This window comes from Streptococcus sp. CF7_Ac1-8 (genome assembly GCF_024295435.1).
GTDB lineage: Bacteria > Bacillota > Bacilli > Lactobacillales > Streptococcaceae > Streptococcus > Streptococcus mitis_AP.
Window position 1 is genome coordinate 23,760 of record NZ_JANCPI010000006.1, and the last position, 26,426, is coordinate 50,185.

The 26,426-nt window shown below is 41.2% G+C and carries 31 protein-coding genes; 20 read left to right on the forward strand and 11 right to left on the reverse strand.

Translation table 11 applies throughout. The features are described 5' to 3' along the window. Nucleotides 1-158 precede the first annotated feature (158 nt). From NMM26_RS04175 to NMM26_RS04235, 13 genes are all read left to right on the forward strand, one after another. Nucleotides 159-944 carry an enoyl-CoA hydratase gene (locus NMM26_RS04175; RefSeq protein ID WP_120718963.1) on the forward strand — a complete coding sequence of 262 codons (786 nt, stop codon included), beginning with the start codon at nt 159-161 and terminating at the stop codon, nt 942-944. A 93-nt stretch (nt 945-1,037) separates the two neighbouring features. After that, nucleotides 1,038-1,472 carry a MarR family winged helix-turn-helix transcriptional regulator gene (locus tag NMM26_RS04180; RefSeq protein WP_000386355.1) on the forward strand — a complete coding sequence of 145 codons (435 nt, stop codon included), beginning with the start codon at nt 1,038-1,040 and terminating at the stop codon, nt 1,470-1,472. Beyond that, nucleotides 1,472-2,446, forward strand: coding sequence for a beta-ketoacyl-ACP synthase III (locus NMM26_RS04185; protein WP_000852954.1), 975 nt, complete (start codon nt 1,472-1,474; stop codon nt 2,444-2,446). Before NMM26_RS04180 ends, NMM26_RS04185 begins: the two co-directional genes overlap by 1 nt. Nucleotides 2,447-2,503: 57 nt before the next feature. Next, entirely contained in the window at nt 2,504-2,728 is a 225-nt protein-coding gene (locus tag NMM26_RS04190) for an acyl carrier protein (protein WP_000257838.1), read from the forward strand. Between the two features lie 116 nt (nt 2,729-2,844). After that, entirely contained in the window at nt 2,845-3,819 is a 975-nt protein-coding gene (gene fabK / locus NMM26_RS04195) for an enoyl-[acyl-carrier-protein] reductase FabK (RefSeq protein ID WP_000857458.1), read from the forward strand. Then, nucleotides 3,812-4,735 carry an ACP S-malonyltransferase gene (gene fabD / locus NMM26_RS04200; protein ID WP_000167637.1) on the forward strand — a complete coding sequence of 308 codons (924 nt, stop codon included), beginning with the start codon at nt 3,812-3,814 and terminating at the stop codon, nt 4,733-4,735. Before fabK ends, fabD begins: the two co-directional genes overlap by 8 nt. Before the next feature lie 40 nt (nt 4,736-4,775). Then, nucleotides 4,776-5,507: a 3-oxoacyl-[acyl-carrier-protein] reductase gene (fabG, locus tag NMM26_RS04205; RefSeq protein ID WP_001176197.1), complete on the forward strand. Its 732-nt coding sequence runs from the start codon at nt 4,776-4,778 to the stop codon at nt 5,505-5,507. A gap of 21 nt (nt 5,508-5,528) precedes the next feature. Then, a complete protein-coding gene (gene fabF / locus NMM26_RS04210; protein WP_000774075.1) occupies nt 5,529-6,764 on the forward strand; it encodes a beta-ketoacyl-ACP synthase II in 1,236 nt (411 codons plus the stop codon). Nucleotides 6,765-6,766: 2 nt separating this feature from the next. Beyond that, nucleotides 6,767-7,252, forward strand: a complete 486-nt coding sequence (gene accB, locus NMM26_RS04215; RefSeq protein WP_001052232.1) for an acetyl-CoA carboxylase biotin carboxyl carrier protein — start codon at nt 6,767-6,769, stop codon at nt 7,250-7,252. Then, nucleotides 7,249-7,671, forward strand: coding sequence for a 3-hydroxyacyl-ACP dehydratase FabZ (fabZ, locus tag NMM26_RS04220; RefSeq protein WP_000565515.1), 423 nt, complete (start codon nt 7,249-7,251; stop codon nt 7,669-7,671). The genes accB and fabZ overlap by 4 nt, the downstream gene beginning before the upstream one ends. 11 nt (nt 7,672-7,682) lie before the next feature. Continuing rightward, nucleotides 7,683-9,050: an acetyl-CoA carboxylase biotin carboxylase subunit gene (gene accC, locus NMM26_RS04225; RefSeq protein WP_254753855.1), complete on the forward strand. Its 1,368-nt coding sequence runs from the start codon at nt 7,683-7,685 to the stop codon at nt 9,048-9,050. 36 nt (nt 9,051-9,086) lie between these two features. After that, a complete protein-coding gene (accD, locus tag NMM26_RS04230; RefSeq protein WP_049550931.1) occupies nt 9,087-9,953 on the forward strand; it encodes an acetyl-CoA carboxylase, carboxyltransferase subunit beta in 867 nt (288 codons plus the stop codon). Continuing rightward, nucleotides 9,950-10,717, forward strand: a complete 768-nt coding sequence (locus tag NMM26_RS04235) for an acetyl-CoA carboxylase carboxyl transferase subunit alpha (RefSeq protein ID WP_001017391.1) — start codon at nt 9,950-9,952, stop codon at nt 10,715-10,717. The genes accD and NMM26_RS04235 overlap by 4 nt, the downstream gene beginning before the upstream one ends. 265 nt (nt 10,718-10,982) lie before the next feature. Here NMM26_RS04235 and nusB read toward each other — a convergent pair whose 3' ends face one another. From nusB to gatC, 7 genes are all read right to left on the reverse strand, one after another. Continuing rightward, the gene (gene nusB / locus NMM26_RS04240; RefSeq protein WP_000203639.1) at nt 10,983-11,408 is read right to left on the reverse strand and encodes a transcription antitermination factor NusB; all 426 of its coding nucleotides are present in this window, start codon (nt 11,406-11,408) and stop codon (nt 10,983-10,985) included. Next, nucleotides 11,401-11,790: an Asp23/Gls24 family envelope stress response protein gene (locus tag NMM26_RS04245; protein ID WP_000510575.1), complete on the reverse strand. Its 390-nt coding sequence runs from the start codon at nt 11,788-11,790 to the stop codon at nt 11,401-11,403. Before NMM26_RS04245 ends, nusB begins: the two co-directional genes overlap by 8 nt. A gap of 21 nt (nt 11,791-11,811) precedes the next feature. Then, nucleotides 11,812-12,372, reverse strand: coding sequence for an elongation factor P (gene efp / locus NMM26_RS04250; protein WP_000568643.1), 561 nt, complete (start codon nt 12,370-12,372; stop codon nt 11,812-11,814). 330 nt (nt 12,373-12,702) lie between these two features. Next, nucleotides 12,703-13,746: a 2,3-butanediol dehydrogenase gene (locus NMM26_RS04255; protein WP_254753856.1), complete on the reverse strand. Its 1,044-nt coding sequence runs from the start codon at nt 13,744-13,746 to the stop codon at nt 12,703-12,705. Between the two features lie 125 nt (nt 13,747-13,871). Further along, a complete protein-coding gene (gene gatB / locus NMM26_RS04260) occupies nt 13,872-15,314 on the reverse strand; it encodes an Asp-tRNA(Asn)/Glu-tRNA(Gln) amidotransferase subunit GatB (RefSeq protein WP_001008695.1) in 1,443 nt (480 codons plus the stop codon). Next, a complete protein-coding gene (gene gatA / locus NMM26_RS04265; protein WP_000143721.1) occupies nt 15,314-16,780 on the reverse strand; it encodes an Asp-tRNA(Asn)/Glu-tRNA(Gln) amidotransferase subunit GatA in 1,467 nt (488 codons plus the stop codon). Before gatA ends, gatB begins: the two co-directional genes overlap by 1 nt. Further along, on the reverse strand, nt 16,780-17,082 hold the full coding sequence (gene gatC / locus NMM26_RS04270) for an Asp-tRNA(Asn)/Glu-tRNA(Gln) amidotransferase subunit GatC (protein ID WP_000705419.1): 303 nt from the start codon (nt 17,080-17,082) through the stop codon (nt 16,780-16,782). Before gatC ends, gatA begins: the two co-directional genes overlap by 1 nt. 406 nt (nt 17,083-17,488) lie before the next feature. Between gatC and NMM26_RS04275 the strand changes: the two genes are divergently transcribed. Next, the gene (locus NMM26_RS04275) at nt 17,489-17,563 is read left to right on the forward strand and encodes a hypothetical protein (protein WP_239668522.1); all 75 of its coding nucleotides are present in this window, start codon (nt 17,489-17,491) and stop codon (nt 17,561-17,563) included. A gap of 246 nt (nt 17,564-17,809) precedes the next feature. Here NMM26_RS04275 and NMM26_RS04280 read toward each other — a convergent pair whose 3' ends face one another. Both NMM26_RS04280 and NMM26_RS04285 read right to left on the reverse strand, forming a co-directional pair. Beyond that, on the reverse strand, nt 17,810-18,055 hold the full coding sequence (locus NMM26_RS04280) for a DUF4160 domain-containing protein (RefSeq protein WP_001127468.1): 246 nt from the start codon (nt 18,053-18,055) through the stop codon (nt 17,810-17,812). Next, entirely contained in the window at nt 18,048-18,299 is a 252-nt protein-coding gene (locus tag NMM26_RS04285) for a hypothetical protein (protein WP_000471831.1), read from the reverse strand. Before NMM26_RS04285 ends, NMM26_RS04280 begins: the two co-directional genes overlap by 8 nt. Before the next feature lie 174 nt (nt 18,300-18,473). Here NMM26_RS04285 and NMM26_RS04290 point away from each other — a divergent pair, with 174 nt between their 5' ends. The 4 genes from NMM26_RS04290 to NMM26_RS04305 all read left to right on the forward strand — a co-directional run bounded on the left by NMM26_RS04290 (nt 18,474) and on the right by NMM26_RS04305 (nt 22,157). Beyond that, the gene (locus tag NMM26_RS04290) at nt 18,474-19,484 is read left to right on the forward strand and encodes a hypothetical protein (protein WP_049550928.1); all 1,011 of its coding nucleotides are present in this window, start codon (nt 18,474-18,476) and stop codon (nt 19,482-19,484) included. 14 nt (nt 19,485-19,498) lie between these two features. Beyond that, nucleotides 19,499-19,681, forward strand: a complete 183-nt coding sequence (locus NMM26_RS04295) for a hypothetical protein (protein ID WP_000718721.1) — start codon at nt 19,499-19,501, stop codon at nt 19,679-19,681. A gap of 723 nt (nt 19,682-20,404) precedes the next feature. Next, nucleotides 20,405-21,949 (forward strand): peptide chain release factor 3, encoded by a 1,545-nt coding sequence (locus NMM26_RS04300; RefSeq protein ID WP_001025437.1) that lies wholly within the window; start codon nt 20,405-20,407, stop codon nt 21,947-21,949. A 28-nt stretch (nt 21,950-21,977) separates the two neighbouring features. Next, nucleotides 21,978-22,157, forward strand: a complete 180-nt coding sequence (locus NMM26_RS04305) for a hypothetical protein (RefSeq protein WP_141562906.1) — start codon at nt 21,978-21,980, stop codon at nt 22,155-22,157. 361 nt (nt 22,158-22,518) lie between these two features. Here the strand turns inward: NMM26_RS04305 and NMM26_RS04310 are convergent, their stop codons facing one another. Then, nucleotides 22,519-23,472, reverse strand: a complete 954-nt coding sequence (locus NMM26_RS04310; RefSeq protein ID WP_000028185.1) for an aromatic acid exporter family protein — start codon at nt 23,470-23,472, stop codon at nt 22,519-22,521. A 67-nt stretch (nt 23,473-23,539) separates the two neighbouring features. Then, a complete protein-coding gene (sstT, locus tag NMM26_RS04315; RefSeq protein ID WP_000720164.1) occupies nt 23,540-24,745 on the reverse strand; it encodes a serine/threonine transporter SstT in 1,206 nt (401 codons plus the stop codon). A 151-nt stretch (nt 24,746-24,896) separates the two neighbouring features. Between sstT and NMM26_RS04320 the strand changes: the two genes are divergently transcribed. Together NMM26_RS04320 and NMM26_RS04325 are read left to right on the forward strand one after the other, a co-directional pair. Then, the gene (locus NMM26_RS04320; RefSeq protein WP_001154840.1) at nt 24,897-25,457 is read left to right on the forward strand and encodes a mechanosensitive ion channel family protein; all 561 of its coding nucleotides are present in this window, start codon (nt 24,897-24,899) and stop codon (nt 25,455-25,457) included. A gap of 57 nt (nt 25,458-25,514) precedes the next feature. Beyond that, the gene (locus NMM26_RS04325; RefSeq protein WP_000478240.1) at nt 25,515-26,423 is read left to right on the forward strand and encodes a magnesium transporter CorA family protein; all 909 of its coding nucleotides are present in this window, start codon (nt 25,515-25,517) and stop codon (nt 26,421-26,423) included. The last annotated feature ends 3 nt before the right edge of the window (nt 26,424-26,426 follow it).

Below are 26,426 nucleotides of genomic sequence, written 5' to 3' on the forward strand. Positions count from 1 at the left end.
TTTCAATGAAGAAAATAAGATGCGTTCTAGTATAAAGCGAGCCTTTCTAATCGGCTGAGACACTTTTAGTCGATTTTTTTATTGCTTTCTGCTCCTAAAAAAGATATACTTTGATAATAAAATAATTTAAATCGCTTATAAAACAAAAAGGAGTCCTGATGGAACACATTATTTATCAGCTTGAAGAGGATTTAGCAATCATTACGTTAAACCGTCCTGAGGTCGCTAACGGTTTCCACATTCCCATGTGTGAGGAGATTTTAGAAGCTCTGATTTTGGCAGAAGAGGATCCGGCTGTGCATTTTGTCTTAATCAACGCGAATGGCAAAGTCTTCTCTGTTGGGGGAGATTTGGTTGAGATGAAGCGAGCAGTCGATGAGGATGATATTCCATCATTGACGAAAATCGCAGAATTGGTCAATACTATTTCTTATAAAATCAAGCAAATTGCTAAACCTGTCTTGATGGAGGTTGATGGGGCTGTTGCAGGTGCCGCAGCAAATATGGCTGTTGCTGCAGATTTCTGTCTGGCAACGGATAAGGCTAAATTTATCCAAGCCTTTGTTGGAGTTGGCTTGGCTCCGGATGCAGGAGGAATTCATCTCTTGAGTCGAAGTATTGGTGTGACGCGTGCTGCTCAATTAGCTATGACAGGAGAGGCATTGACAGCAGAAAAAGCTCTAGAGTGGGGCCTGGTTTACCGTGTCTGTGAAGCTGATAAACTTGAAAAGACTAGAGAACAGCTTCTTAAAAAATTAAGACGTGGTTCAAGCAATTCCTATGCTGCCATTAAGAAGTTGGTGTGGGAGAGCCAATTCAAAGATTGGCAAGATTATGCTACTTTAGAACTGAACCTACAGGAATCCTTAGCTCAAACAGAGGATTTCAAAGAAGGAGTTCGGGCTCATTCGGAAAGAAGACGACCTAAATTTACAGGAAAATAAAAAAATACTTGCACCATTCTTTGAACTTTGATATAATTCTTTTGTCAAATGTTTTGATTCTAAAAGTTTTTTTGAAAAGGAGGGAAGGAAAGATTGGACTACCAACGAATTAATGAATATTTAACGTCTATATTTAACAATGTCCTCGTTATTGAGGAAGTTAGCTTGAGAGGTAGTCGTTTCAAGGATATCTCCATCAAAGAAATGCATACGATTGATGTGATTGGAAAAGTTCCAGATGTGACACCAAGTCAAGTGTCAAAAGAGTTGATGGTGACTCTTGGGACAGTTACGACTAGTTTGAATAATCTCGAACGTAAGGGTTACATTGAACGCATTCGTTCAGAACATGATCGACGTGTGGTACATCTGCATTTGACAAAGAAAGGTCGCTTGGTTCATAGGCTACATAAACGCTTCCACAAGGCCATGGTTGAAAAAATCATTGATGGTATGAGTAAGCAAGAAATTGAGGTTATGAGCAAAGGTTTGACCAATCTTTATCAATTTTTGGAGGATTTGAGATAATGGCTTTTGCAAAAATAAGCCAGGTTGCTCATTATGTGCCAGAGCAAGTGGTTACAAATCATGATTTGGCTCAGATTATGGATACCAATGATGAGTGGATTTCAAGTCGGACGGGAATACGACAAAGGCATATTTCAAGAACAGAATCTACTAGTGATTTGGCTACAGAAGTTGCCAAGAAACTGATGGCAAAAGCTGGAATCACAGGAGGGGAGTTGGATTTTATCATCCTAGCTACCATTACTCCAGATTCGATGATGCCCTCTACAGCTGCTCGTGTTCAAGCTAATATTGGTGCTAATAAGGCCTTTGCTTTTGACCTAACAGCGGCTTGCAGTGGATTTGTATTTGCTCTTTCAACTGCTGAAAAGTTTATCGCTTCTGGTCGCTTTCAAAAAGGCTTGGTGATTGGTAGTGAAACCCTCTCTAAAGCAGTCGATTGGTCAGACCGATCAACAGCTGTTTTGTTTGGAGATGGTGCTGGTGGTGTCTTGTTAGAAGCTAGCGAGCAAGAGCATTTCTTGGCAGAGAGTCTCAATAGCGATGGAAGTCGCAGCGAGTGTCTGACCTATGGACATTCAGGGTTACATTCTCCATTTTCAGATCAAGAAAGTGCAGATTCATTTTTGAAGATGGATGGGCGCGCAGTCTTTGATTTTGCTATTCGGGACGTAGCCAAGTCTATCAAGCAGACTATTGATGAATCTCCTATAGAGGCGACAAACTTGGATTATCTGCTACTTCATCAGGCTAATGACCGTATTTTGGATAAGATGGCTAGAAAAATCGGTGTTAACCGAGATAAACTTCCAGCCAATATGATGGAATATGGCAATACCAGTGCAGCCAGTATCCCGATTTTACTTTCAGAGTGTGTAGAACAAGGTCTTATCCGTTTAGATGGTAGCCAGACTGTTCTACTATCAGGCTTCGGTGGAGGCTTGACATGGGGCACGCTCATTCTTACAATTTAGGTAATCATGTGGTGAACACATTGTTATAAAAACTATTTATTTTAAAGGAGTCCTATCATGGCAGTATTTGAAAAAGTACAAGAAATTATCGTTGAAGAACTTGGAAAAGACGCATCAGAAGTAACACTTGAATCAACTTTTGATGATTTGGACGCAGATTCATTGGACTTGTTCCAAGTAATCTCAGAAATTGAAGATGCTTTTGATATCCAAATCGAAGCAGAAGATGACTTGAAAACAGTTGGTGACTTGGTTGCCTACGTTGAAGAGCAAACAAAATAAACAGAATATAGATAGAAGGAGTAGGGAAACCCGCTCCCTCTTGTTTAGGCAATAGTTTGATTGTCAAATTATGACGATATCGAACTATTACGTAAGCAAGAAAGGATGGAGGCACTATGAAAACACGTATTACAGAATTATTGAATATTGAATATCCTATTTTCCAAGGAGGAATGGCCTGGGTCGCTGATGGTGATTTGGCAGGGGCTGTTTCCAAGGCTGGAGGACTAGGGATTATCGGTGGGGGGAATGCACCTAAAGAAGTTGTCAAGGCAAATATTGATAAAATCAAATCATTGACTGATAAACCCTTTGGTGTCAACATCATGCTCTTGTCTCCCTTTGTGGAAGATATTGTAGACCTCGTTATCGAGGAAGGTGTTAAGGTAGTGACAACAGGCGCAGGAAATCCTGGTAAATACATGGAACGTTTCCATGAAGCAGGTATTACAGTTATTCCAGTTGTACCAAGTGTTGCCCTAGCAAAACGCATGGAAAAAATCGGTGCGGACGCTGTTATTGCAGAAGGGATGGAAGCTGGGGGACATATTGGGAAATTAACAACTATGACCCTGGTACGCCAGGTAGCTGCTGCTGTGTCTATTCCTGTTATTGCTGCAGGTGGAATTGCAGATGGTGAAGGTGCTGCTGCTGGCTTTATGCTAGGGGCAGAGGCGGTTCAGGTTGGAACTCGTTTTGTCGTTGCAAAAGAGTCTAATGCCCATCCAAATTATAAGGCAAAAATTTTAAAAGCTAGAGATATTGATACTACGATTTCAGCTCAACACTTTGGACATGCTGTTCGTGCGATTAAAAATCAGTTGACTCGTGATTTTGAACAAGCTGAAAAAGATGCCTTTAAACAAGAAAATCCAGATTTGGAAATTTTTGAACAAATGGGAGCAGGTGCTCTAGCCAAAGCGGTTGTCCACGGAGATGTGGATGGAGGCTCTGTCATGGCAGGTCAAATTGCAGGCCTTGTTTCCAAAGAAGAAACCGTTGAAGAAATCCTAAAAGATTTGTATTACGGAGCAGCTAAGAAAATTCAAGAAGAAGCCTCTCGTTGGGCAGGAGTTGTAAGAAATGACTAAAACAGCCTTTTTATTTGCTGGTCAAGGTGCCCAGTATCTAGGTATGGGTCGTGATCTATATGATCACTATCCTATTGTCAAAGAAACAATTGATCAAGCGAGTCAGGTACTCGGTTATGATTTGCGTCATCTCATTGATACGGCAGAAGAAAAACTCAATCAGACCCGCTATACGCAACCAGCTATTTTAGCAACTTCAGTTGCTATCTACCGTTTATTGCAAGAAAAGGGCTATCAGCCTGACATGGTTGCTGGTTTGTCCCTTGGAGAATACTCTGCCTTGGTGGCCAGCGGTGCCTTGGATTTTGAAGAAGCGGTAGCCTTGGTAGCTAAGCGTGGAGCCTATATGGAAGAAGCGGCCCCTGCTGGTTCTGGCAAGATGGTAGCAGTTCTCAATACGCCAGTAGAGGTTATTGAAGAAGTCTGTCGAAAAGCTTCTGAACTTGGAGTAGTTACCCCAGCCAACTATAATACACCTGCACAAATCGTGATTGGTGGAGAAGTGGTAGCAGTTGATCGAGCTGTCGAACTCTTGCAGGAGGCAGGAGCTAAACGCTTGATTCCTCTCAAGGTTTCAGGGCCCTTTCATACCGCTCTCCTTGAGCCTGCCAGCCAGAGACTAGCTGAAACTCTAGCTCAGGTAAGTTTTTCAGATTTCACTTGTCCCCTAGTCGGCAATACAGAAGCTGCAGTTATGCAAAAAGAAGACATTGCTCAACTCTTGACGCGTCAGGTCAAGGAACCAGTTCGTTTCTATGAAAGTATTGCAGTTATGCAAGAAGCAGGCGTAACTAACTTTATCGAGATTGGCCCGGGGAAAGTCTTGTCAGGTTTTGTCAAAAAAATTGATAAGACCGCTAAACTAGCCAATGTTGAAGATCAGGCTAGTTTGGAAACTTTGCTAGAAAACAAGTAATCCCTTCTCCCATAAATACAAGAGGAAACAGGAGAAAAGAATGCAACTAAAAAATAAAAATATCTTTATTACAGGTTCGAGTCGTGGAATTGGTCTTGCCATTGCCCATAAGTTTGCTCAAGCAGGAGCCAATATTGTCTTAAACAGTCGTGGTGCAATTTCAGAAGAATTGCTCGCTGAGTTTTCAAACTATGGTGTCAAGGTGGTTCCCATTTCAGGAGATGTATCAGATTTTGCAGACGCTAAACGTATGGTTGATCAAGCTATTGCAGAGCTGGGTTCAGTAGATGTTTTGGTCAATAATGCAGGGATTACCCAAGATACCCTTATGCTCAAGATGACAGAAGCGGATTTTGAAAAAGTGCTCAAGGTTAACTTGACTGGTGCCTTTAACATGACACAATCAGTCTTGAAACCGATGATGAAAGCCAGAGAAGGTGCTATCATTAATATGTCTAGTGTTGTTGGTTTGATGGGAAATATCGGTCAAGCTAACTATGCAGCTTCTAAGGCTGGTTTGATTGGTTTTACTAAGTCTGTGGCTCGTGAAGTGGCCAATCGCAATATCAGAGTTAATGCTATTGCACCTGGAATGATTGAGTCCGATATGACAGCTGTTCTATCAGACAAGGTAAAAGATGCTATGCTGGCACAAATTCCTATGAAAGAATTTGGTCAGGCAGAGCAGGTTGCAGATTTGACAGTATTTTTAGCAGGCCAAGATTATCTAACTGGTCAAGTGGTTGCCATTGATGGTGGCTTAAGTATGTAGCAGAAGCTAGAGGTAAAAAAGATGAAACTAAATCGCGTAGTAGTAACAGGTTATGGAGTAACATCTCCAATCGGAAATACACCAGAAGAATTTTGGAATAGTTTGACAACTGGAAAAATCGGAATTGGTCAAATTACGAAATTTGATCATAGTGACTTTGATGTGCATAATGCAGCAGAAATCCAAGATTTTCCTTTTGATAAATACTTTGTTAAGAAAGATACCAATCGTTTTGATAATTATTCTTTATATGCCTTGTATGCAGCCCAAGAAGCTGTTAATCACGCTAATCTCGATGTAGAGACTCTTGACAAGGATCGTTTTGGTGTTATTGTGGCTTCTGGTATTGGTGGAATCAAGGAAATTGAAGATCAAGTGCTTCGCCTAAATGACAAAGGACCAAAACGTGTGAAACCATTGACCCTTCCAAAAGCCTTGCCAAATATGGCTTCAGGAAATGTGGCTATGCGTTTTGGAGCAAACGGTGTTTGTAAATCCATCAATACTGCCTGTGCTTCATCAAATGACGCGATTGGGGATGCCTTCCGCTCCATTAAGTTTGGTTTCCAAGACGTTATGTTGGTAGGTGGTTCAGAAGCTTCTATCACACCTTTTGCTATTGCTGGTTTCCAAGCCCTAACTGCTCTCTCAACTACAGAGGATCCAACTCGTGCTTCCATTCCATTTGATAAGGACCGTAACGGTTTTGTTATGGGAGAAGGTTCAGGAATGTTGGTTCTTGAAAGCCTTGAACACGCTGAAAAACGTGGGGCTACTATCTTGGCTGAAGTGGTTGGTTACGGAAATACTTGTGATGCCTACCACATGACTTCACCACATCCAGAAGGTCAGGGAGCTATCAAGGCCATCAAACTAGCCTTGGAAGAAGCTGAGATTTCTCCAGAGCAAGTAGCCTATGTCAATGCTCACGGAACGTCAACTCCTGCTAATGAAAAAGGAGAAAGTGGTGCGATCGTGGCTGTTCTTGGTAAGGAAGTACCTGTATCATCAACTAAGTCTTTCACAGGACATTTGCTGGGCGCTGCAGGTGCAGTAGAAGCTATCGTTACCATCGAAGCTATGCGTCATAACTTTGTACCAATGACAGCTGGGACAAGTGAAGTATCAGATTATATCGAAGCCAATGTCGTTTATGGACAAGGCTTGGAGCAAGAAATTCCATACGCTATTTCAAATACCTTTGGTTTTGGTGGGCACAATGCAGTTCTTGCTTTCAAACGTTGGGAGAATAAATAACTATGAATTTAAACGATATTAAAGACTTGATGGCCCAATTTGACCAGTCAAGTTTGAGAGAATTTTCTTATAAAAATGGGACGGATGAGTTGCAGTTTAGCAAGAATGAAGCGAGACTGGTGTCTGAAGTTGCACCTCAAGTCGCTCCAGCACCCGTTCTAGCAACACCAAGTCCAGTAGCCTCTACATCTGCTCTAGCAGAAACTGTAACAGAAGAGGTTCCAGCTCCAGCAGAAGTAAGTGTGGTTGCTGAGGGAGATGTTGTAGAGAGCCCACTTGTTGGAGTGGCTTACTTGGCTGCTGGCCCAGATAAACCTGCCTTCGTTACAGTTGGTGATAGTGTTAAAAAAGGTCAAACACTGGTCATTATCGAAGCCATGAAAGTCATGAATGAAATCCCAGCTCCTAAGGATGGTGTGGTAACAGAAATTCTCGTTTCTAACGAAGAAATGGTTGAATTTGGTAAAGGATTGGTACGAATCAAATGATTGATATTCAAGGAATCAAAGAAGCCCTTCCCCACCGTTATCCTATGCTCCTAGTGGACCGTGTCTTGGAAGTGAGTGAGGATACCATTGTTGCCATCAAAAATGTGACCATCAACGAACCCTTCTTTAACGGTCATTTCCCTCAATATCCAGTTATGCCAGGTGTTCTAATCATGGAAGCCTTGGCGCAAACAGCTGGTGTCTTGGAGTTGTCAAAACCTGAAAATAAAGGAAAACTAGTCTTTTACGCTGGTATGGATAAGGTTAAATTCAAGAAGCAAGTTGTACCAGGCGACCAATTGGTTATGACAGCGACTTTTGTAAAACGTCGTGGCACCATAGCTGTGGTTGAAGCAAAGGCTGAAGTGGATGGCAAGCTTGCGGCCAGTGGTACTCTTACCTTTGCAATAGGGAACTAAGGAGGTTCTCCATGTTTCGAAAAATTTTAATTGCCAATCGTGGTGAAATTGCGGTTCGTATTATCCGTGCGGCGCGTGAATTGGGGATTGCAACGGTGGCGGTTTATTCAACTGCTGATAAGGAAGCCCTTCATACGCTTTTGGCAGATGAAGCAGTTTGTATCGGCCCTGGCAAGGCAACAGAGTCTTATCTCAATATCAATGCGGTTCTATCAGCTGCAGTCTTGACTGAGGCAGAAGCCATTCACCCAGGTTTTGGATTTCTTAGTGAAAATTCCAAATTTGCAACTTTGTGTGAAGAGGTGGGGATTAAGTTTATCGGTCCATCTGGTCATGTTATGGATATGATGGGGGATAAGATCAATGCGCGTGCTCAGATGATCAAAGCAGGCGTGCCTGTTATACCAGGTTCGGATGGAGAAGTGCATAACTCTGAGGAAGCTTTGATTGTTGCTGAAAAAATTGGCTACCCTGTTATGCTCAAGGCTTCAGCAGGTGGAGGTGGTAAAGGGATTCGTAAGGTTGAAAAACCAGAAGATCTCGTTTCCGCCTTTGATACTGCTTCAAGTGAAGCCAAGGCCAATTATGACAATGGTGCCATGTACATAGAACGGGTTATCTATCCAGCTCGTCACATCGAGGTTCAAATCCTAGGAGATGAGCATGGACATGTGATTCACTTGGGGGAACGGGATTGTTCTCTTCAACGGAATAACCAAAAGGTTTTGGAAGAAAGTCCTTCGATTGCAATCGGAAAAACGTTGCGTAATGAAATCGGTGCTGCTGCTGTTCGAGCAGCAGAGTCTGTTGGCTATGAGAATGCAGGGACCATTGAGTTTCTCCTTGATGAAGCAAGTGGCAATTTCTACTTCATGGAGATGAATACTCGTGTACAGGTGGAACATCCAGTAACAGAATTTGTTTCAGGCGTTGATATCGTTAAGGAACAGATTCGCATTGCGGCAGGTCAGCCCCTGTCTGTTAAGCAAGAAGATATTGTCCTACGCGGTCATGCTATCGAGTGTCGTATTAATGCAGAAAATCCAGCCTTAAACTTTGCTCCAAGTCCAGGTAAGATTACCAATCTCTATCTGCCAAGTGGAGGAGTTGGCTTGCGCGTGGATTCAGCAGTTTATCCAGGCTATACCATTCCACCTTATTATGATAGTATGATTGCCAAAATCATCGTTCACGGTGAAAATCGTTTTGATGCACTTATGAAAATGCAACGTGCCCTCTATGAATTAGAGATTGAAGGGGTGCAGACCAATGCAGATTTCCAGCTTGACCTCATTTCAGATCGCAATGTCATTGCTGGAGATTACGATACTTCCTTCTTGATGGAAACCTTCTTACCCAAATATCAAGAAAAAGAATAAAATGACTTCAAGAGTTTAAACCGAAAAGGGGAATCAATGGCTCTATTTAGTAAAAAAGATAAGTATATTCGAATTAATCCCAATCGTTCGGTTAGGGAAAAACCTCAAGCCAAGCCAGAGGTTCCAGATGAATTATTCTCCCAGTGTCCAGGCTGTAAGCATACCATTTATCAGAAGGATCTGGGAAGTGAGCGTATCTGTCCGCATTGTAGCTATACCTTTCGTATTTCTGCCCAAGAACGCTTGGCTTTGATGATTGATATGGGAACCTTCAAGGAATTGTTTACAGGGATTGAAAGCAAGGATCCCTTGCATTTCCCTGGTTATCAAAAGAAACTAGCAGCTATGCGTGAAAAAACTGGTCTGGATGAAGCTGTTGTGACAGGAACTGCTCTTATTAAAGGTCAGACTGTGGCTCTTGGGATTATGGATTCCAACTTTATCATGGCTTCTATGGGTACGGTTGTAGGGGAGAAAATCACTCGTTTGTTTGAGTATGCGACTGTTGAACAGTTGCCAGTTGTTCTCTTCACAGCATCTGGTGGAGCCCGTATGCAGGAAGGAATCATGAGTCTCATGCAGATGGCCAAGATCTCTGCAGCGGTTAAACGCCATTCAAATGCAGGTCTCTTTTACCTGACTATTTTGACAGATCCAACGACAGGTGGTGTGACAGCTTCTTTCGCTATGGAAGGTGATATCATTCTGGCTGAACCACAGAGCTTGGTCGGTTTTGCTGGGCGTCGTGTGATTGAAAATACGGTTCGTGAAAGCTTGCCTGAGGATTTCCAAAAGGCAGAATTCCTACTGGAACATGGCTTTGTAGATGCTATTGTCAAAAGAAGAGACTTGCCAGACACCATTGCTAGCCTAGTCAGATTGCACGGAGGGAGTCCTAGATGAATATTGCAAAAATAGTCAGAGAAGCGCGTGAGCAGAGTCGCTTGACAACCTTGGACTTTGCGACAGGCATTTTTGATGACTTTATCCAATTACACGGTGACCGTTCTTTTCGTGACGATGGTGCAGTTGTTGGTGGTATTGGCTGGCTTGGAGATCAAGCCGTAACAGTGGTTGGTATCCAAAAAGGCAAGAGTTTGCAAGATAACCTCAAACGAAATTTTGGCCAACCACATCCAGAAGGCTATCGTAAGGCCCTACGGTTGATGAAACAGGCAGAAAAGTTTGGCCGTCCAGTTGTGACCTTTATCAATACAGCAGGTGCCTATCCTGGTGTCGGCGCGGAAGAACGTGGTCAAGGTGAAGCTATCGCTCGCAATCTCATGGAAATGAGTGACCTGAAAGTTCCGATTATCGCCATCATTATCGGTGAAGGTGGTTCAGGCGGTGCACTGGCTCTGGCCGTTGCAGACCGTGTCTGGATGCTGGAAAATTCTATCTATGCCATTCTCAGTCCAGAAGGCTTTGCTTCCATTCTATGGAAGGACGGTACTCGTGCCATGGAAGCAGCAGAACTGATGAAAATCACTTCACATGAGCTGTTAGAGATGGCCGTGGTGGATAAGGTGATTTCTGAAGCAGGATTTTCGAGCAAAGAACTGATTAAGACTGTGAAAAAAGAACTCCAAACGGAGCTAGCCATACTTTCACAAAAACCGTTAGAAGAGTTGTTGGAAGAGCGCTATCAACGGTTTAGAAAATACTAATACTCTTCGAAAATCTCTTCAAACCACGTCAGCTTCGCCTTGTCGTATATATGTTACTGACTTCGTCAGTTCTATCCACAACCTCAAAACCGTGTTTTGAGCAGCCTACGGCTAGCTTCCTAGTTTGCTCTTTGATTTTCATTGAGTATAATTCTTTAGAATACGCAAAAACTAGAACTGACTGCCAGTTCTAGTTTTTATGTGGCTCTTACTTTGTGCAAAGGGGAAAGTCAAAAGGTGCTTGGAAGACCAAACGCCTTTTTGATTATTCATTTTCTTCAGTTACAAATTGGCTAAGCAGTCCGTTGATGAAGCGGGCTGATTTTTGATCTGAAAAATTCTTAGCGAGTTCAATGGCTTCATTGACTGCTACCAGCTGAGGTGTATCAAATGATGTGATTTCAAAGATACCCAAGCGTAGTAAGTTTTTTTCGACCAAGGTCAAGCGTTCAACTGTCCAGCCTGACTTGAGGTGCTGGTTGATTTGTTTATCCAACTCGTCTTTTTGAGCTTGAACGCCAGAAACCAAGTTCAGAAGAAAGGTAGGGATTTGCACATCTGCATCTTCACGGTCATGCGTGTAGGCAAAGTGACAAGCTGTTTCCATATCTGTGCCGAATTCAAGGCTCATGAGAGCTTGAAAAGCGCATTTACGAAGTTCACGTCTAGATTCTAATAATGGACTAGTCATTGAGGAAGTCCTCGTTAAATAGATCTTTCAACTCAGGTTTTGGTGTTTTGTCTGGAACGATTCCTGCAACATGGATGTTAACAGCAGCAAGTTCCACATCAGCCATATCACGGACAGCATCTTTGACTGCTTTTTGAATAGCAAGAGCCACTTTTGGTACCTTCACACCGTACTCAAGATAGAGATAGATGTCAGCAGTTAGTTCTTCGTTGCTTTCTTTTAAGTAGACGCCACGACCAAGAGAGAGTTTTGATAGGGTATCAGATACGGATTTATTTGAAAATGAGTGGACACCATCAACTTTAGCAGTTGCGATGGCAATGATTTTTTCAAGTACACGTGGAGCGATAACGATTTCGCCAAATTGTTCTTCAATTCCCATAGAATGACCTCTTTCTAGAGATTAGGCACGAGAAACGTAAGTTCCTTCTGCAGTGTTGATGATCAATTTTTGTCCAGCTTCGATAAAGTCTGGAACGTTGACAACAAGTCCAGTTTCCATAGTTGCTGGTTTACCAGAACCTGTAACAGTAGCGCCTTTGATAGATGGTTGTGTTTCAGCAACTGTCAACTCAACAGTAGTTGGTACAGTTACACCGATTACTTCAGTTCCGTAGAATTGGATTTTCACATCAGAGTTTTCAAGGATGTAAAGCAATTCATTTTCAACGTTTACGACTGGGATTTCGTATTGGTCGTAAGTTTCAGTGTTCATGAAGTAGGCAGTTTCATCCATTTTGTACAAGTATTGAGCTGGAACAGTTTCGATAATAGCTTGTTCGAATTTTTCTTCTGGACGGTAGCTTGTGTCAAATGTAGAACCAGTACGGACATCACGCAATTTCATACGCATGATCGTGTTCCCTTTACCAGGTTTGTGGTGGCTAGCTTCCAAAACGCGGATCAATTTTCCGTCTGCAGTTTCAAATGTCATACCAGCTTTCAATTTGCTTGCTTCAATCATGTTTTTACCTCTTTAATAAATATTATTACTCTTCATTTTACCATAAAATCTTCTGAAAATAAAGCCAAAATAGTTATTGGGATATAGTGGGGGAGAAAAAGAATATTGCCTAGTCAGGTGGAGTGGTTAATGTTAAAGAGTATCCACTATATTTCTTCTCATACTCAATAGAAATCAAAGAGCAAACTAGGAAGCAAGCTGCAAACTGTATTTGAGTACGGTAATGTGACGCTGACGTGGTTTGAAGAGATTTTCGAAGAGTATTATATTTCAAAAGGTCGAAGTAAGTTTACTCCGACCTGTTAATATTATCTTAAAAAGATTGATTTTTTATTCTGGTTCTACCAAAATTTTAATTTGTGACTTATCTTGAGTTAATTCGATAAAGCCTTCTTCAACGATATTTTCCAATTTAATTTTCTTAGTAACTAATTTTTCAGCAGAGAAGTAGCCTTGTTCCATCAATTCTAATACTTTAGGGAAGATATGACGATAAGCAATGATTCCTTTTAGTGTCTTTTCTTGGATTGCAAATTCATTCGGATTAATACTAGCTTCTCGTTCCCAGATAGAGACCACCATGCACTCACCTGCTTTATGTACGGCAGCTAAGGCTTGTCCTAAAACTACTGGCACACCAGTTACTTCATAAGAAACATCTACACCACCGTTTGTTAAACGATGAATAGCTTCAACAGCTGTTTCACCTTCTTCCGGACGGACAACGATAGCTCCTAACTCTTCAGCTTTTGCTTGACGTTCAGGTGATAGTTCAACAGCATAAATCTTAGAAGCACCCGCTGCACGAAGGGCTTCTACAATTAAGAGACCAATCGGACCTAAGCCAAAGACAGCAGCAGTATCACCAGCTTTTAGTGCTGATTGACGAACTGCATAAACTGCAACAGCAGCTGGCTCAGTGAGAGCAGCTTGCTCATAGCTTAAGCTATCTGGAATGACATGTACTAAGTCGCCGTCTAAAACACAATATTTGGCAAATCCACCGTCTGCAGCTAAACCGACAAAATTAAGGTTTGGATCCAAATTATAATTACCAACTAAGTTATTCTTAGCTAGAATTGGTTCTACAGCAACACGATCACCAACTTTAACACGAGTAACATCGCTTCCGACTTCTACAATTTCGCCAGAAAATTCATGTCCCAGTGTTACTGGTGCTTTTTGACCAGAATAGACATGTTCTTCTGTTGGGATGAAGATAGGGCCATCTAAAAATTCGTGGAGGTCAGTACCACAAATTCCTGTGAATTTAACAGCAACTTTTACTTGGTGCGGAAGTACCTCAGGGATTTCTACTTCTTGAATACGAACATCTTTTGCTGCATGCCAGCGAGCTGCTTTCATTGTAGCCATATAAATAACTCCTTATTGTTGCGATTTTTAGTTTTCCTTTTAGGAAACTTTACATGTAATATTGTAAACGCTTTCCTTTTATTTGTCAAGAAAAAACCAACCTCAAGGTTGGTTTCTTTTACATATTAATCTTCTTTCAACTTCGCCAATTCTTGTGCAAGTAGTTTAAGGGCAACTTGTGGGTTGGCTTGTCCTTTGGTTGCTTTCATAAGGAAGCCTGTAAAGGCCTTATCTGCGTTACGTTTGCCTGACTTGAAGTCGGCAACGGCTGCTTCGTTATCGGCAAAGACTTGGTGGATAATTGGAATCAAGACAGCTGGATCTGAGATTTGAACCATACCTGCTTTTTCCACGTATTCACGCGCGCCACCGCCATTTTTAGCTAGGTGGACAAAGACTTTCTTGGCAATCTTAGATGAAATAGTACCGTCTTCGATGATGGCAATCATTTCAACCAAGTTTTCTGGTGTCAATTCGATTTGTTCCAGTGTCTTACCTTCGGCATTTAAGAACTGAGCAACCTCACCTTGGAGCCAGTTAGAAACTTGTTTGGCATCACCACCGAGGGCAACAGCTTTTTCAAAGAAGTCAGAAGTGACTTTATTAGCAGTCAACTGGCTAGCATCGTAGTCTGACAAGCCAAGGTCAGATACATAACGTGCACGGCGTTCTTTTGGAAACTCTGGCAACTCTGTACGCATTTCCTCAATCCACTCGTCTGAGATTTCAAAGAGAGGTAGGTCTGGTTCTGGGAAGTAGCGGTAGTCTGCAGCACCTTCCTTGACACGCATGAGGATGGTTGCTTTGTTGGCTTCATCGTAACGGCGTGTCTCTTGGCGGATTTGACCACCTGAGCGAAGGATTTCAGCTTGACGTTGGACTTCATATTCAAGCCCCTTGCGGACATTTGAGAAGGAATTCAAGTTCTTCAACTCAGTCTTGGTACCGAATTTTTCTTGACCATAAGGACGAAGGGAAATGTTGGCATCCACACGCATAGAACCCTCTTCCATCTTGACGTCAGAAATGCCAGCGTACTGGATAACTTCCTTGAGGGCTGTTAGGTAAGCGTAGGCTTCTTCTGGCGAACGCATGTCAGCTTCAGATACAATCTCAATCAAGGGCACCCCTTGGCGGTTGAGGTCAACATAAGAGTAGCCATCTGTACCGTGGGTGTTTTTACCAGCGTCTTCTTCTAGGTGAGCACGTTCGATACCGATTTTCTTAGTCGTACCGTCCTCTAGCTCGACTTCAATCCAGCCGTTATAACCGATTGGCTCATCAAACTGAGAAATTTGGTAGGCTTTGGGATTATCAGGGTAGAAGTAGTTTTTGCGGTCAAAGTGCATCTTTTTGTGGATGTCCATGTTGAGGGCAAGAGCAGCCTTGATACCAGCATCAACAACACCTTTATTGAGAACTGGCAGAACTCCTGGGAAAGACCAGTCAATCACGTTAGTGTTGGCGTTTTGGTCATTTCCAAAGTGGGTAGAAGTAGGTGAGAAGATTTTTGAATTGGTGTTGAGCTCTACGTGGACTTCAAGTCCAATGACTGTTTCAAAGTTCATTAGTTGTCACCTCCAAAAATCACGGGTTGTTGTTTGTGGTAGTCTGTTGTTGCTTCAAAAGCAGCAGCAACTTGGTAAATGGTTTCCTCAGAATACTTAGGACCAATCAATTGCAGACCAACAGGTAGACCTTGAGAGAAACCAGCAGGAATCGAAATTCCTGGGAGACCAGCTAAGTTGACAGGAATGGTCAAGAGGTCAGCCAAGTACATGGCAACTGGGTCGTGGTTGAGTGAGTCCAAGTCATAGGCAACACTAGGAGCAGTTGGTCCCAAAATCAAGTCATAATCCACAAAGACTTTTTCGAAATCTTGAATGATGAGGGTACGGACTTGACCAGCTTTCTTGTAGTAAGCATCGTAGTAACCTGATGAAAGGCTGAAAGTACCTAGCATGATGCGACGTTTCACTTCTTCACCGAAACCTTGACTACGACTGTTTACATAGATTTCATCAAGGTTGCTTGCATCTTCTGCGCGGTATCCGTAACGGATACCGTCAAAACGTTGCAGGTTTGAGGATGCTTCTGATGAAGCAATGATGTAGTAAACGGCAACACCGTATTTTGAGTGAGGAAGGCTGACTTCTTCAACGATAGCACCAAGTTTTTCAAAGTGTTTAGCGACATTCAGGATAGTTTCCTTAACCTCTGGGTCAATCCCTTCACCAAGATATTCCTTAGGTAAAGCGATTTTCATACCCTTGATGTCTTGGCCGATTTTTGAAGTAAAATCGGCAATGCGGACAGGGGCAGAAGTAGAGTCTTTGGCATCTTCGCTGGCAATAGCATTGAGCAAGAGGGCATTTTCCTTAACAGTTGGCGCAAAAGGTCCGATTTGATCTAGGGAGCTACCAAAGGCAATGAGACCGAAACGAGAAACCGTTCCGTAGGTTGGTTTGAGACCAACAATCCCGTTGAAGGCAGCAGGTTGGCGGATAGAACCACCAGTATCAGAACCAAGTGACAAGCGGATTTGTCCTGACGCTACAGCTGCGGCAGAACCACTTGATGAACCACCAGGAACCTTGGTCTGGTCCCAAGCGTTTTTAGTGGCACCATAGTAAGAAGTCTCACCAGAACCACCCATGGCAAATTCGTCCATGTTGGTTTTTCCGACGACAATCATACCCTTGGCTTTTGCATTGGCAACCGCAGTCGCATCAAAGATAGGTTCGTAGTTATAGAGCATTTTTGAGGCTGCAGTTGTGAGAATACCGTCTGTAGAGATGTTATCCTTAACAGCCAATGGAATTCCTGAAAGGACATTGTCAGCATCGATTCCAGCTTCATCAATGGATTTAGCTTGAGCAAGAGCGTGCTCTTCAGAGATGGTAACAAAAGCGTTGATAGTTGTCTCTCGAGACTTGATATCTTCAAGCGTTGCTTGTGTTAATTCAGTTGCTGAAATTTCCTTAGAAACAAGGAGATTGTGCAAGTCTTCAATGGTTTTATTGTTGAAAGTCATTAGGCATCTCCTCCATCGTCTAGGATAGCTGGTACCTTGATATAGTAGTTGTCTTTTTCAGGTACGTTTTTAAACAAGCGATCGCGGTCTGTTCCTTCTTCGGCCACATCAGGGCGGAGTACGGTCTTACGGTCAGCCATAGTCGTAGTAGGTGCGACACCAGTTGTGTCAACTTCGCCCAGCAATTCAACCATGTCAACAATCTTAGACAAGGTAGTCGCAAAGGCAGCAGTTTCTTCTTCAGAGAATCTTAATTTTGAAAGATTGGCAACGTGTGTTACCTCTTCTTGCGTAATTTTCATCTTGCATCCTTTCGTGAAATGATGATTTTTAGTCTGTTCTATTTTACCATATTTTCCTATAAATAAGGGAGGGGAAGGTGAAAAAAGACAGGTGGAGGCTAGAGAATGTGTTTTAATGGTGATTAATTTGAAAAGAGGATTTCAAAGGGGGAATTATATGGTACAATGGTGTAACAGAGAAGTGAAGACGGTGGTTACGAAATCGAAAGGATGGTGATGCTTATGTGCAGATCCTGTAAAATCTTATACTCAATGAAAATCAAAGAGCAAACTAGGAAGCTAGCCGCAGACTGTATTTGAGTACGGCAAGGCGAAACTGACGTAGTTTGAATTTGATTTTCGAAGAGTATAGTATTTAGTAGAAAGTAGTAACCAGATTTGCCTCCCTTTTGAGGTTTTGACACTCATGTTTGTAGCTGGTAACTTTGTTATCACGTTCCTGAAGTTCATCCTTGAATTGGTAAAAGAGACAAAAAAATAGCCGTCCTAACTTTGGCGAGTTAACGAGCTATTTTTTAGTTATGTAACTACAGCCACCGTCTTAAACGGATCTGTGGGGTGTTGTTGACGCAACACCTTTTTCTATATTCATTGTAACATTTATTTTAAAAATTGCAAGTGGAATAGGATGGTTAGTGCCTAAGTTAGGCATTAGTTGAATAGTGGGAATTAAAATTGCTAGCTGTTTTTTGTTTATCGTTGATTAGCAAACTAAGATTCTTTGATGTTAATATGCACTCTTTTGGTATTCATTCCATAAAGTCTGAAGTTCATCTGCATTTTCTAAAACATATTGCCTTATTATTTTTAGGTCTTTTGCTTTTACTTTACCATCTCTCAATTCACCGTTCAGAAACATTGAACCCACTTCTTCTCCGTGGATATAAATGTGAATATGCGCTTTTTGACCTTTATGGTTATGTTCGTTAGGACGAATTTCAATACCATACTTTAGGAAAGAATATTTAGGCATGTAGTAGTCCCACGTAGTCCTTCCATGTTTCAAGGTAGTTATCGCGATTTAACTCAATTTGCTTTTGAGCAAAACGAATGTCATAGTCTGCCAAGTCCAAATTTTCTAATACTTCTCCAGTTAGAATACTAAAGGTTCCAATTAATTCATCGTCATCATACATGCGCAAAATAGGGTTGCTTGGATTCTTGCAAATATCATCTTTTGTCACTTCTAAATTGGTTACACCAAATTCTTTGAACATGATTACATCTCCTTTTTGTTTTATTATATCATTTTTGCTAGAATTGTCACGATTTTCTATCTATTTGCCTACAAGGGAAAGTTTTTATCCAAGTTTGTAAAAAAAAATTAAACTTTGAGCTAAATTTTAGGAAAAGTGATATAATTGAATCGTATACTTACGTGGAGGTATTCGATGAAAAAGTTAAAAAATATTGATATTAGTATCAGTTATATTTGGGATTCGATTTTGCGACACCCCATTATAAGTACATTCAGCTTTATTGTTACTACGGGCCTATCAGGTTTTTCTTTTTGGTTTACATTCTTAGAAATAAAATCTAATCTTGGAGAAGAGCACTTCTGGAGATATACCTCTTACATAGTTCTCGTGATTGCTGTAGTCTCCCTATTCTTATATTCTTGGTCGAAAATAGCAACATATTTATTTTACAATGATTACACTAAAGCTGTTTCTAAGTATATGTCCAGCGCTTCAAAACATGATGTATGGCATTTATCTAAAGCTACAAAAGAATATAGGCGAGTGCTTATGCCCGAATCTTCGAGTACATATGATTATAGGCGTAAAGTTTTAGAAAATACTTATAAAAGTTTTTCAACTCTAACAAAACATACTTTTGGAGATATTTTTAATGATTTGGAGGAAGTTTTATCTAAAAGCCTTTATACTTCACTAAAAATTAGTTTGAGATTATTTCCTAAAGATTTTGATATGAATAAGCTAAATTCTTTTCAGGATTTGGCTGAATTGCAATATTCGGAATTTTTTGTTGAAGATGGTAGAATGAATCTTAGAGATAGTGTAAGGTGTCCTTTAAGTGAAGACATGAAGGCATTGATGTTTTCTAAGAATCTAACTCACATCTATAAGATTAAAGATGGTAATACAGGGATTATTTTCATATTAACAGCAAAAAGTTTCTCAGAGTTTCCTAAAATATATGGATTTTTAGACTTTAGTTGGAAAAACCTTAGTCGTCCATTTATGGATAAAGAGTTTTTGATTGATTTTATAATCCCTATAATACTTGAGCGAGTCAATATTCTATGCTATTATATATCAAGTATGGAAACGTATATGTATACTCTACCTTCAAGGATATTTGATAATCCACAAGCGATAGTTCCCATAGTAACTGAATTTGATTTTTTAAAAACATTATATGATAAATATAATGAGTAAAGGAGATAGTAAAAATGGCAGCATTTTCATCATGCAGCAAGATAACCGTAAAAGAAGATTTATGGGAAGCAGGGCAAGCATTAAAGGTTTTAGCCTTTGCAGATTTAAGATATCTAGACAATAAGGCTTTTTGGGAAGCGGTAAAATATGAACCATATCCAAGAGAAATAGATATATGCAATAAAGAAGAGTCTTAATTATATCGTATCTGCTACTTCGCCCCATCATCGGTCAATCTTTTTCATTTAAGAATAGACTTTTGTTTAATACTTACTAATGTAAATTCACTGTACTGTATTTGTTGGTTAGATTCCTAGCTGATAACTTATAAAATAATAAATTGTTAAACCCAATGATCTTAACCGTATCGTTGAGTTTTAATTATGAATCATGACCTAAGAAAACGAGTATCTCCAATTATGGAAATACTCGTTTTCTGATATTTAGAAGTTTTTTTGCTCAGCTTCTTTTTTATAGTAGATTGAAATAAGATATGAACAAATTGATTGGGAAAGTCAAATTAATTTCTAGAAATGTTTTAGCAATCATGACGTACTATTCTAGATTCAATACATTATATTTGGTCAGTTTTAGTTAATCTTTTGTAGAAAAAATGATTTACTTAATAATTCTCTAAGCACATTTATTTTTCTTTCTTTTCAATTAAGCGACCATATGTATGAGTAATGTGTGTAATGTCTTGTTATCCCATGTTTGAAGCAACCACTCAGATATCAAATAATGTGTGTCGAATACCAGTCGCTAATAAATTACAGGGGGAGTCTCTAACATAAAATAGAAATTGAAAAAAATGCTAAAATCCGATATAATGGAGTGTTGAAAGGAATGGTACAATCCAATGTAAAAATCATTCTTAGCTATTGAAACAAGAAAAATAGAGAATCAAAGAAAGAGAACTTATGAACATTCAAGAAGAAATTAAGAAACGCCGTACTTTTGCCATCATCTCTCACCCGGACGCGGGGAAAACAACCATCACTGAGCAGTTGCTCTATTTTGGGGGCGAGATTCGTGAGGCTGGTACGGTAAAAGGGAAGAAAACAGGAACTTTTGCCAAGTCTGACTGGATGGATATCGAGAAACAACGTGGAATTTCGGTTACTTCATCTGTTATGCAGTTTGACTACGATGGTAAGCGCGTCAATATCCTAGACACACCAGGGCACGAGGACTTCTCAGAAGATACCTATCGGACCTTGATGGCGGTGGATGCTGCTGTCATGGTGGTGGACTCTGCCAAGGGTATCGAGGCCCAAACTAAGAAATTATTTGAAGTTGTCAAACATCGTGGTATTCCAGTCTTTACCTTTATGAACAAGCTTGACCGTGACGGTCGTGAGCCACTGGATCTCTTGCAAGAATTGGAAGAAGTTTTAGGCATTGCTAGCTACCCGATGAACTGGCCGATTGGGATGGGGAAAGCCTTTGAGGGTTTGTATGACCTCTATAACCAACGCTTGGAACTCTATAAAGGAGATGAGCGTTTCGCTAGTCTGGAAGATGGGGACAAGCTTTTTGGAAGTAATCCTTTCTACGAGCAAGTTAAAGATGATATTGAACTTTTAAATGAAGCTGGGAATGAGTTTTCAGAGGAAGCTATTCTGGCTGGAGAATTGACACCTGTCTTCTTCGGTTCAGCTTTGACAAACTTTGGTGTGCAGACCTTCCTTGAAACCTTCCTCAAGTTTGCTCCAGAACCACATGGACACAAGAAAACAGACGGAGAAATTGTGGATCCTTACGACAAGGATTTCTCAGGCTTTGTCTTTAAAATCCAAGCCAACATGGACCCTCGTCACCGTGACCGTATCGCCTTTGTCCGTATCGTATCAGGCGAATTTGAGCGTGGCATGAGTGTCAACCTGCCTCGTACTGGTAAGGGGGCTAAACTGTCGAATGTTACCCAGTTTATGGCGGAAAGTCGTGAGAATGTGACCAATGCCGTAGCTGGAGATATCATCGGGGTTTACGATACAGGTACTTATCAAGTTGGGGATACCTTGACAGTTGGAAAAAACAAGTTTGAGTTTGAACCACTCCCAACCTTTACACCTGAAATTTTCATGAAAGTTTCTGCTAAGAATGTCATGAAGCAAAAATCCTTCCACAAGGGGATTGAGCAATTGGTGCAAGAAGGTGCTATTCAGCTTTATAAGAATTACCAAACAGGTGAGTACATGCTGGGAGCGGTAGGTCAACTCCAGTTTGAAGTCTTTAAGCACCGTATGGAAGGCGAGTACAATGCGGAAGTAGTCATGAGCCCAATGGGTAAAAAGACCGTTCGTTGGATCAAGCCCGAGGACTTGGATGAACGGATGTCATCAAGCCGAAATATCTTGGCCAAAGACCGTTTCGACCAACCAGTCTTCCTCTTTGAAAATGACTTTGCCCTACGCTGGTTTGCGGACAAGTATCCAGATGTAGAGTTAGAGGAGAAGATGTAAATCGTTACAACTGACTAGCAACATAAAGTTGCTGTCATTTGACGGTAACCGCTATGGCGGCTTACCTAAACGCTTCACTAGGAAAAATCCACGAATGGTATCGATTCGTGGATTTTTCCGTCGTAATGGGAAGGAAGCGGTAACTGTTTTACTAACTTCGTTTGGCAAATGGAATCGGTTTCCCAAACTCCGTGTAGTAGTTCAGTAAATTTATTTGATTGTATAACAATCTAAGGAACTAATGCCAAGTTTCTATGGAACTTGGCTAGGTACTCCACTAGTAAAGTTTTACGAATAATATCGATTCGTGGGCTTTTCCGTTGTAACTGGTAGTGAGAGGTCTAGCTAACTGTCTTACTAACTATGTGTGGTAAATGAAATTGATTTGTAAAAATTAGTGTCGTGGATAATAAGACAGCAAAGTATGTGGGGTTTTACCTTAGCCCTCTATAAAAAGATGTTGAATATTAGACCTTATTCATTTTACTATTAACCTTTATGGTGCTAACTTACAAATAAAAGAAAACTTCAGATACTCACCTTTTGTGATTGGTCTGAAGTTTTCTTTTTTACTGTCCATATTTTTGGTAAAAGTCAACTTTTACTTGTATGAAGGTTTTTGCTTCACGTAGGAGTTGAAGAAGAGTGGCGCGGGTTTCAAACTCTTCTCTGGTCTTAGGCAGACTGCGGTTCCGGAAGACTTCCAGATAACGTTCAATTTCATCTAGCAAATCAGAAGCAGGATTGGTCTGGCTCAGTTGACCTGCAATTTTTGAAAAGAGTTGGGCCAAAATCAGGCTCTCACTGGCAGCTAGGTGACAGGTGTTGATTTGCTGGGCCATATTTCGCAGGATGCGACTTTGTCGCTGTCTCATCTCAAAGTAGTGAATATGGTAATCGGTCTGGTGAAAGAGGTGGTCTGAGTGATCCAAATAGACCAGTCTGAGGGCTTCTTCCAAAAGGGTGTCCAATTCTTCAACCAACTGTGCTCGGTTGCGTCCATCCCCTCTGGATAAATAATATTTGAAGCGCTGGAGAATATCTTTTAACTTTTCTTCTACCAATGTGTGGTAGTGCTGGATTTCCTCTTCTCGTGAAGGCATATAGAGATTAACAAGCAAGGCAAATCCTGTACCGATAGCAAAGAGAAGGAGTTCATTGACTAGAAGGTCTGGAGAGGTTGACTCTTGTACCAAGAGGTGGCTAACCAAAACCGTGCTTGGTGTGATGCCAATTTCCCAGCCCATCTTGTAGGCTAGGGGAACATAAAGAGCCAGATAGAGGCCAAGGCTCCAGATATGAAATCCGCTCAAGTGAAAAACCAAAACCCCGATAGCCAGAGCCAGAAGCATGGAAAAGAGCCGATTGCGGGCCAGTTTTAAAGTACTTCTACGTGTATCAGATAGGCTTAAGAGGGCGATGATTCCAGCTGAAACTGCTGAGGAGAGATTGAGAAAATAAGCAAGAAGGCAGGCAAGACAGGTAGCTAAGATGAGCTTAGTCGTACGTTGGCTAATAGACATAAGGATTTCCTAGTAAGTTATAATAAAAGCGGAAAAGACAAGACCTGAGCAGGCTTGTCTTTATGAGTTATTTTTTACGGGCTGCTGCGTATTCGGCAACAGCAGTAAAGAGGACGTCAGTAGAAGAGTTAAGGGCTGTTTCACATGAGTCTTGGATGACCCCAATCACAAATCCAACCCCAACAACTTGCATGGCAATATCGTTAGAAATACCGAAAAGGCTACAAGCAACTGGGATAAGAAGGAGGGAACCTCCCGCAATACCAGAAGCACCACAGGCTGAGATTGCGGCAACTACACTAAGGATAAAGGCTGTCGCAAAGTCAACAGGGATTCCCAAAGTATTTACTGCAGCAAGGGTTAGAACGTTAATAGTAATCGCTGCCCCGGCCATATTGATAGTAGATCCAAGTGGGATAGAAACTGAATAGGTATCTGGATCCAGTCCGAGGTCATGGCATAGTTTCATGTTGACAGGGATATTAGCAGCAGAACTACGAGTGAAGAAGGCTGTTACACCGCTGACACGCAAACATTTCCAAACGAGGGGATAAGGGTTTCTCTTCATAAAGAGGAAGGCAATTAGTGGATTGACTACTAAGGCTACAAAGAACATAGTTGTCACCAAGAGGGCAAGCAAGATTCCGTAGTTGGCTAGACTGCCGATTCCCTTATCAGAGATGGTTTTGAAGACAAGGCCAAGGATTCCAAATGGAGCTAGGTTGATGATCCATTCGACAATCTTAGAAGTTACATCAGCCATAGTTTTCAGCAATTCTTTACTGTTTTTGCTGGCCTCTCTCATAGCAATCCCGAAAATAACTGCCCATGATAGGATACCGATGTAGTTGGCAGTAATGAGGGCATTGACTGGATTGTCAACCAGTTTGAGCAAGAGGTTGCTGAGGACTTGTCCAATCCCATCTGGTGGTGTAATTTCTGTATTGGCACTATTCAAGGCAATCTCAATAGGGACGATGAAACTTGCTAAGACAGCAACAAGTGCCGCTGCAAAGGTTCCTACCAAGTAAAGGAAGATAACCGTTTTCATGTTGCTATCTTGTCCCTTTTGATGTTGGGAAAGGGCGTTAGCAACGAGAGCAAAGACTAGAATAGGTGCGATAGCTTTTAGACCGCCAACAAAGAGATCTCCGAGTAGACCAATTCCTGAAATGTTAGGAAGTGTCAGTCCTAGAATTCCTCCAACAAGCATACCCACCAAAATCCGTTTGATTAGGCTTGCTTTATTCCAAGCATGAATGATTTTTTTCATAACAACCTCCTTAGTTGTGTAATGTTTATGATTATAGTATAAATATGAACTAAAATCAAGAATTTTCTGTCTATTTTTGCTGTTATTTTTGAATATTTATGGAGATTCATCACTTGTGAAAGTATGGTATAATAAAAGAAAGGAGTTTTCTATGCAAGAATTTTTTCAAACCTACCTCAATAAGCTTGATGTTACAACGATTATCGAGAATATCTTGACCAAGATAATTTCTCTGTTATTCCTATTTTTACTCTTCTACATAGCTAAAAAAATGCTCCATACCATGGTGCAGAGAATTGTTAAACCTTCTCTAAAAATGTCTCGTCATGATGTCGGGCGTCAGAAAACCATCTCACGTCTGTTAGAAAATGTGTTTAATTATACCCTTTATTTCTTTTTACTTTACTGCATTTTGTCGATTTTAGGTTTGCCAGTTTCTAGTTTGCTGGCAGGGGCTGGGATTGCTGGGGTGGCTATTGGGATGGGAGCCCAAGGTTTTCTGTCTGATGTCATCAATGGCTTTTTCATCCTCTTTGAACGTCAACTGGATGTGGGAGATGAGGTCGTTTTGACAAATGGTCCTATTACTGTATCGGGCAAGGTCGTCAGCGTCGGCATTCGAACAACGCAACTCAGAGGAGAAGACCAGGTTCTACACTTCGTTCCCAATCGGAATATCACCGTTGTCAGCAATTTCTCTCGTACAGACTAGGCCTGAAATTTTAGCAGATTTATGGTACAATAGAAAGAGTTTGGTAAAGGAGAGAAGATGTTTTTAGAAAAACAGTTGGGCAATGGTTGTACCTGGATTAACCTAGATTTGGACAAGTTGAAAAAACTAGAGGACCTTTCTGAAATCTACGGTTTGGACAAGGAAACCATCGAATATGCGCTGGATAGAAATGAGCGTGCCCACATGGATTATCACCGTGAAAATGGGGCTGTGACCTTTATCTACAATGTTTTGAACTTGAAAAAGGATAAGGCCTACTACGAAGCCTTTCCCATGACCTTTATCGTGGAACATCGTCGCCTGATTACCATTAGTAATACCAAGAACGCTTATGTCATTGAACAGATGACCCGTTATCTGGAGAGTCATGACACGCTTTCGATTTACAAGTTTCTCTTTGCTAGTCTGGAAATCATCAGCAATGCCTACTATCCTGTCATCGAGCAGATGGACAAGAGTAAGGATGAAGTCAATGGCCTCTTGCGCCAGAGGACGACCAAGAAAAACCTCTTTGCCCTTTCCGACTTGGAGACTGGTATGGTTTACCTCACTGCGGCTGCAAAGCAAAATCGCATGTTGCTGGAGCATATTCAAGGGCATGCCCTCTATCGCAGTTTTAACGAGATTGAGAGAGAACAGTTTGATGATGCTATGATTGAGGCTCATCAATTGGTATCCATGACAGACTTGATTTCTCAGGTTCTCCAACAACTATCAGCATCTTACAACAACATCCTAAACAACAATCTGAATGATAATTTGACAACCTTGACCATCATTTCAGTCTTGCTAGCGGTTTTGGCAGTCGTGACAGGCTTTTTCGGAATGAATGTTCCCCTACCTTTAACAGATGAGCCCCATGCTTGGCTCTACATCAGTTTAGCCAGTGCAGGATTGTGGATTATCCTGTCATTGTTACTAAGGAAAATTGCGAAAAAAAGTTAAGAA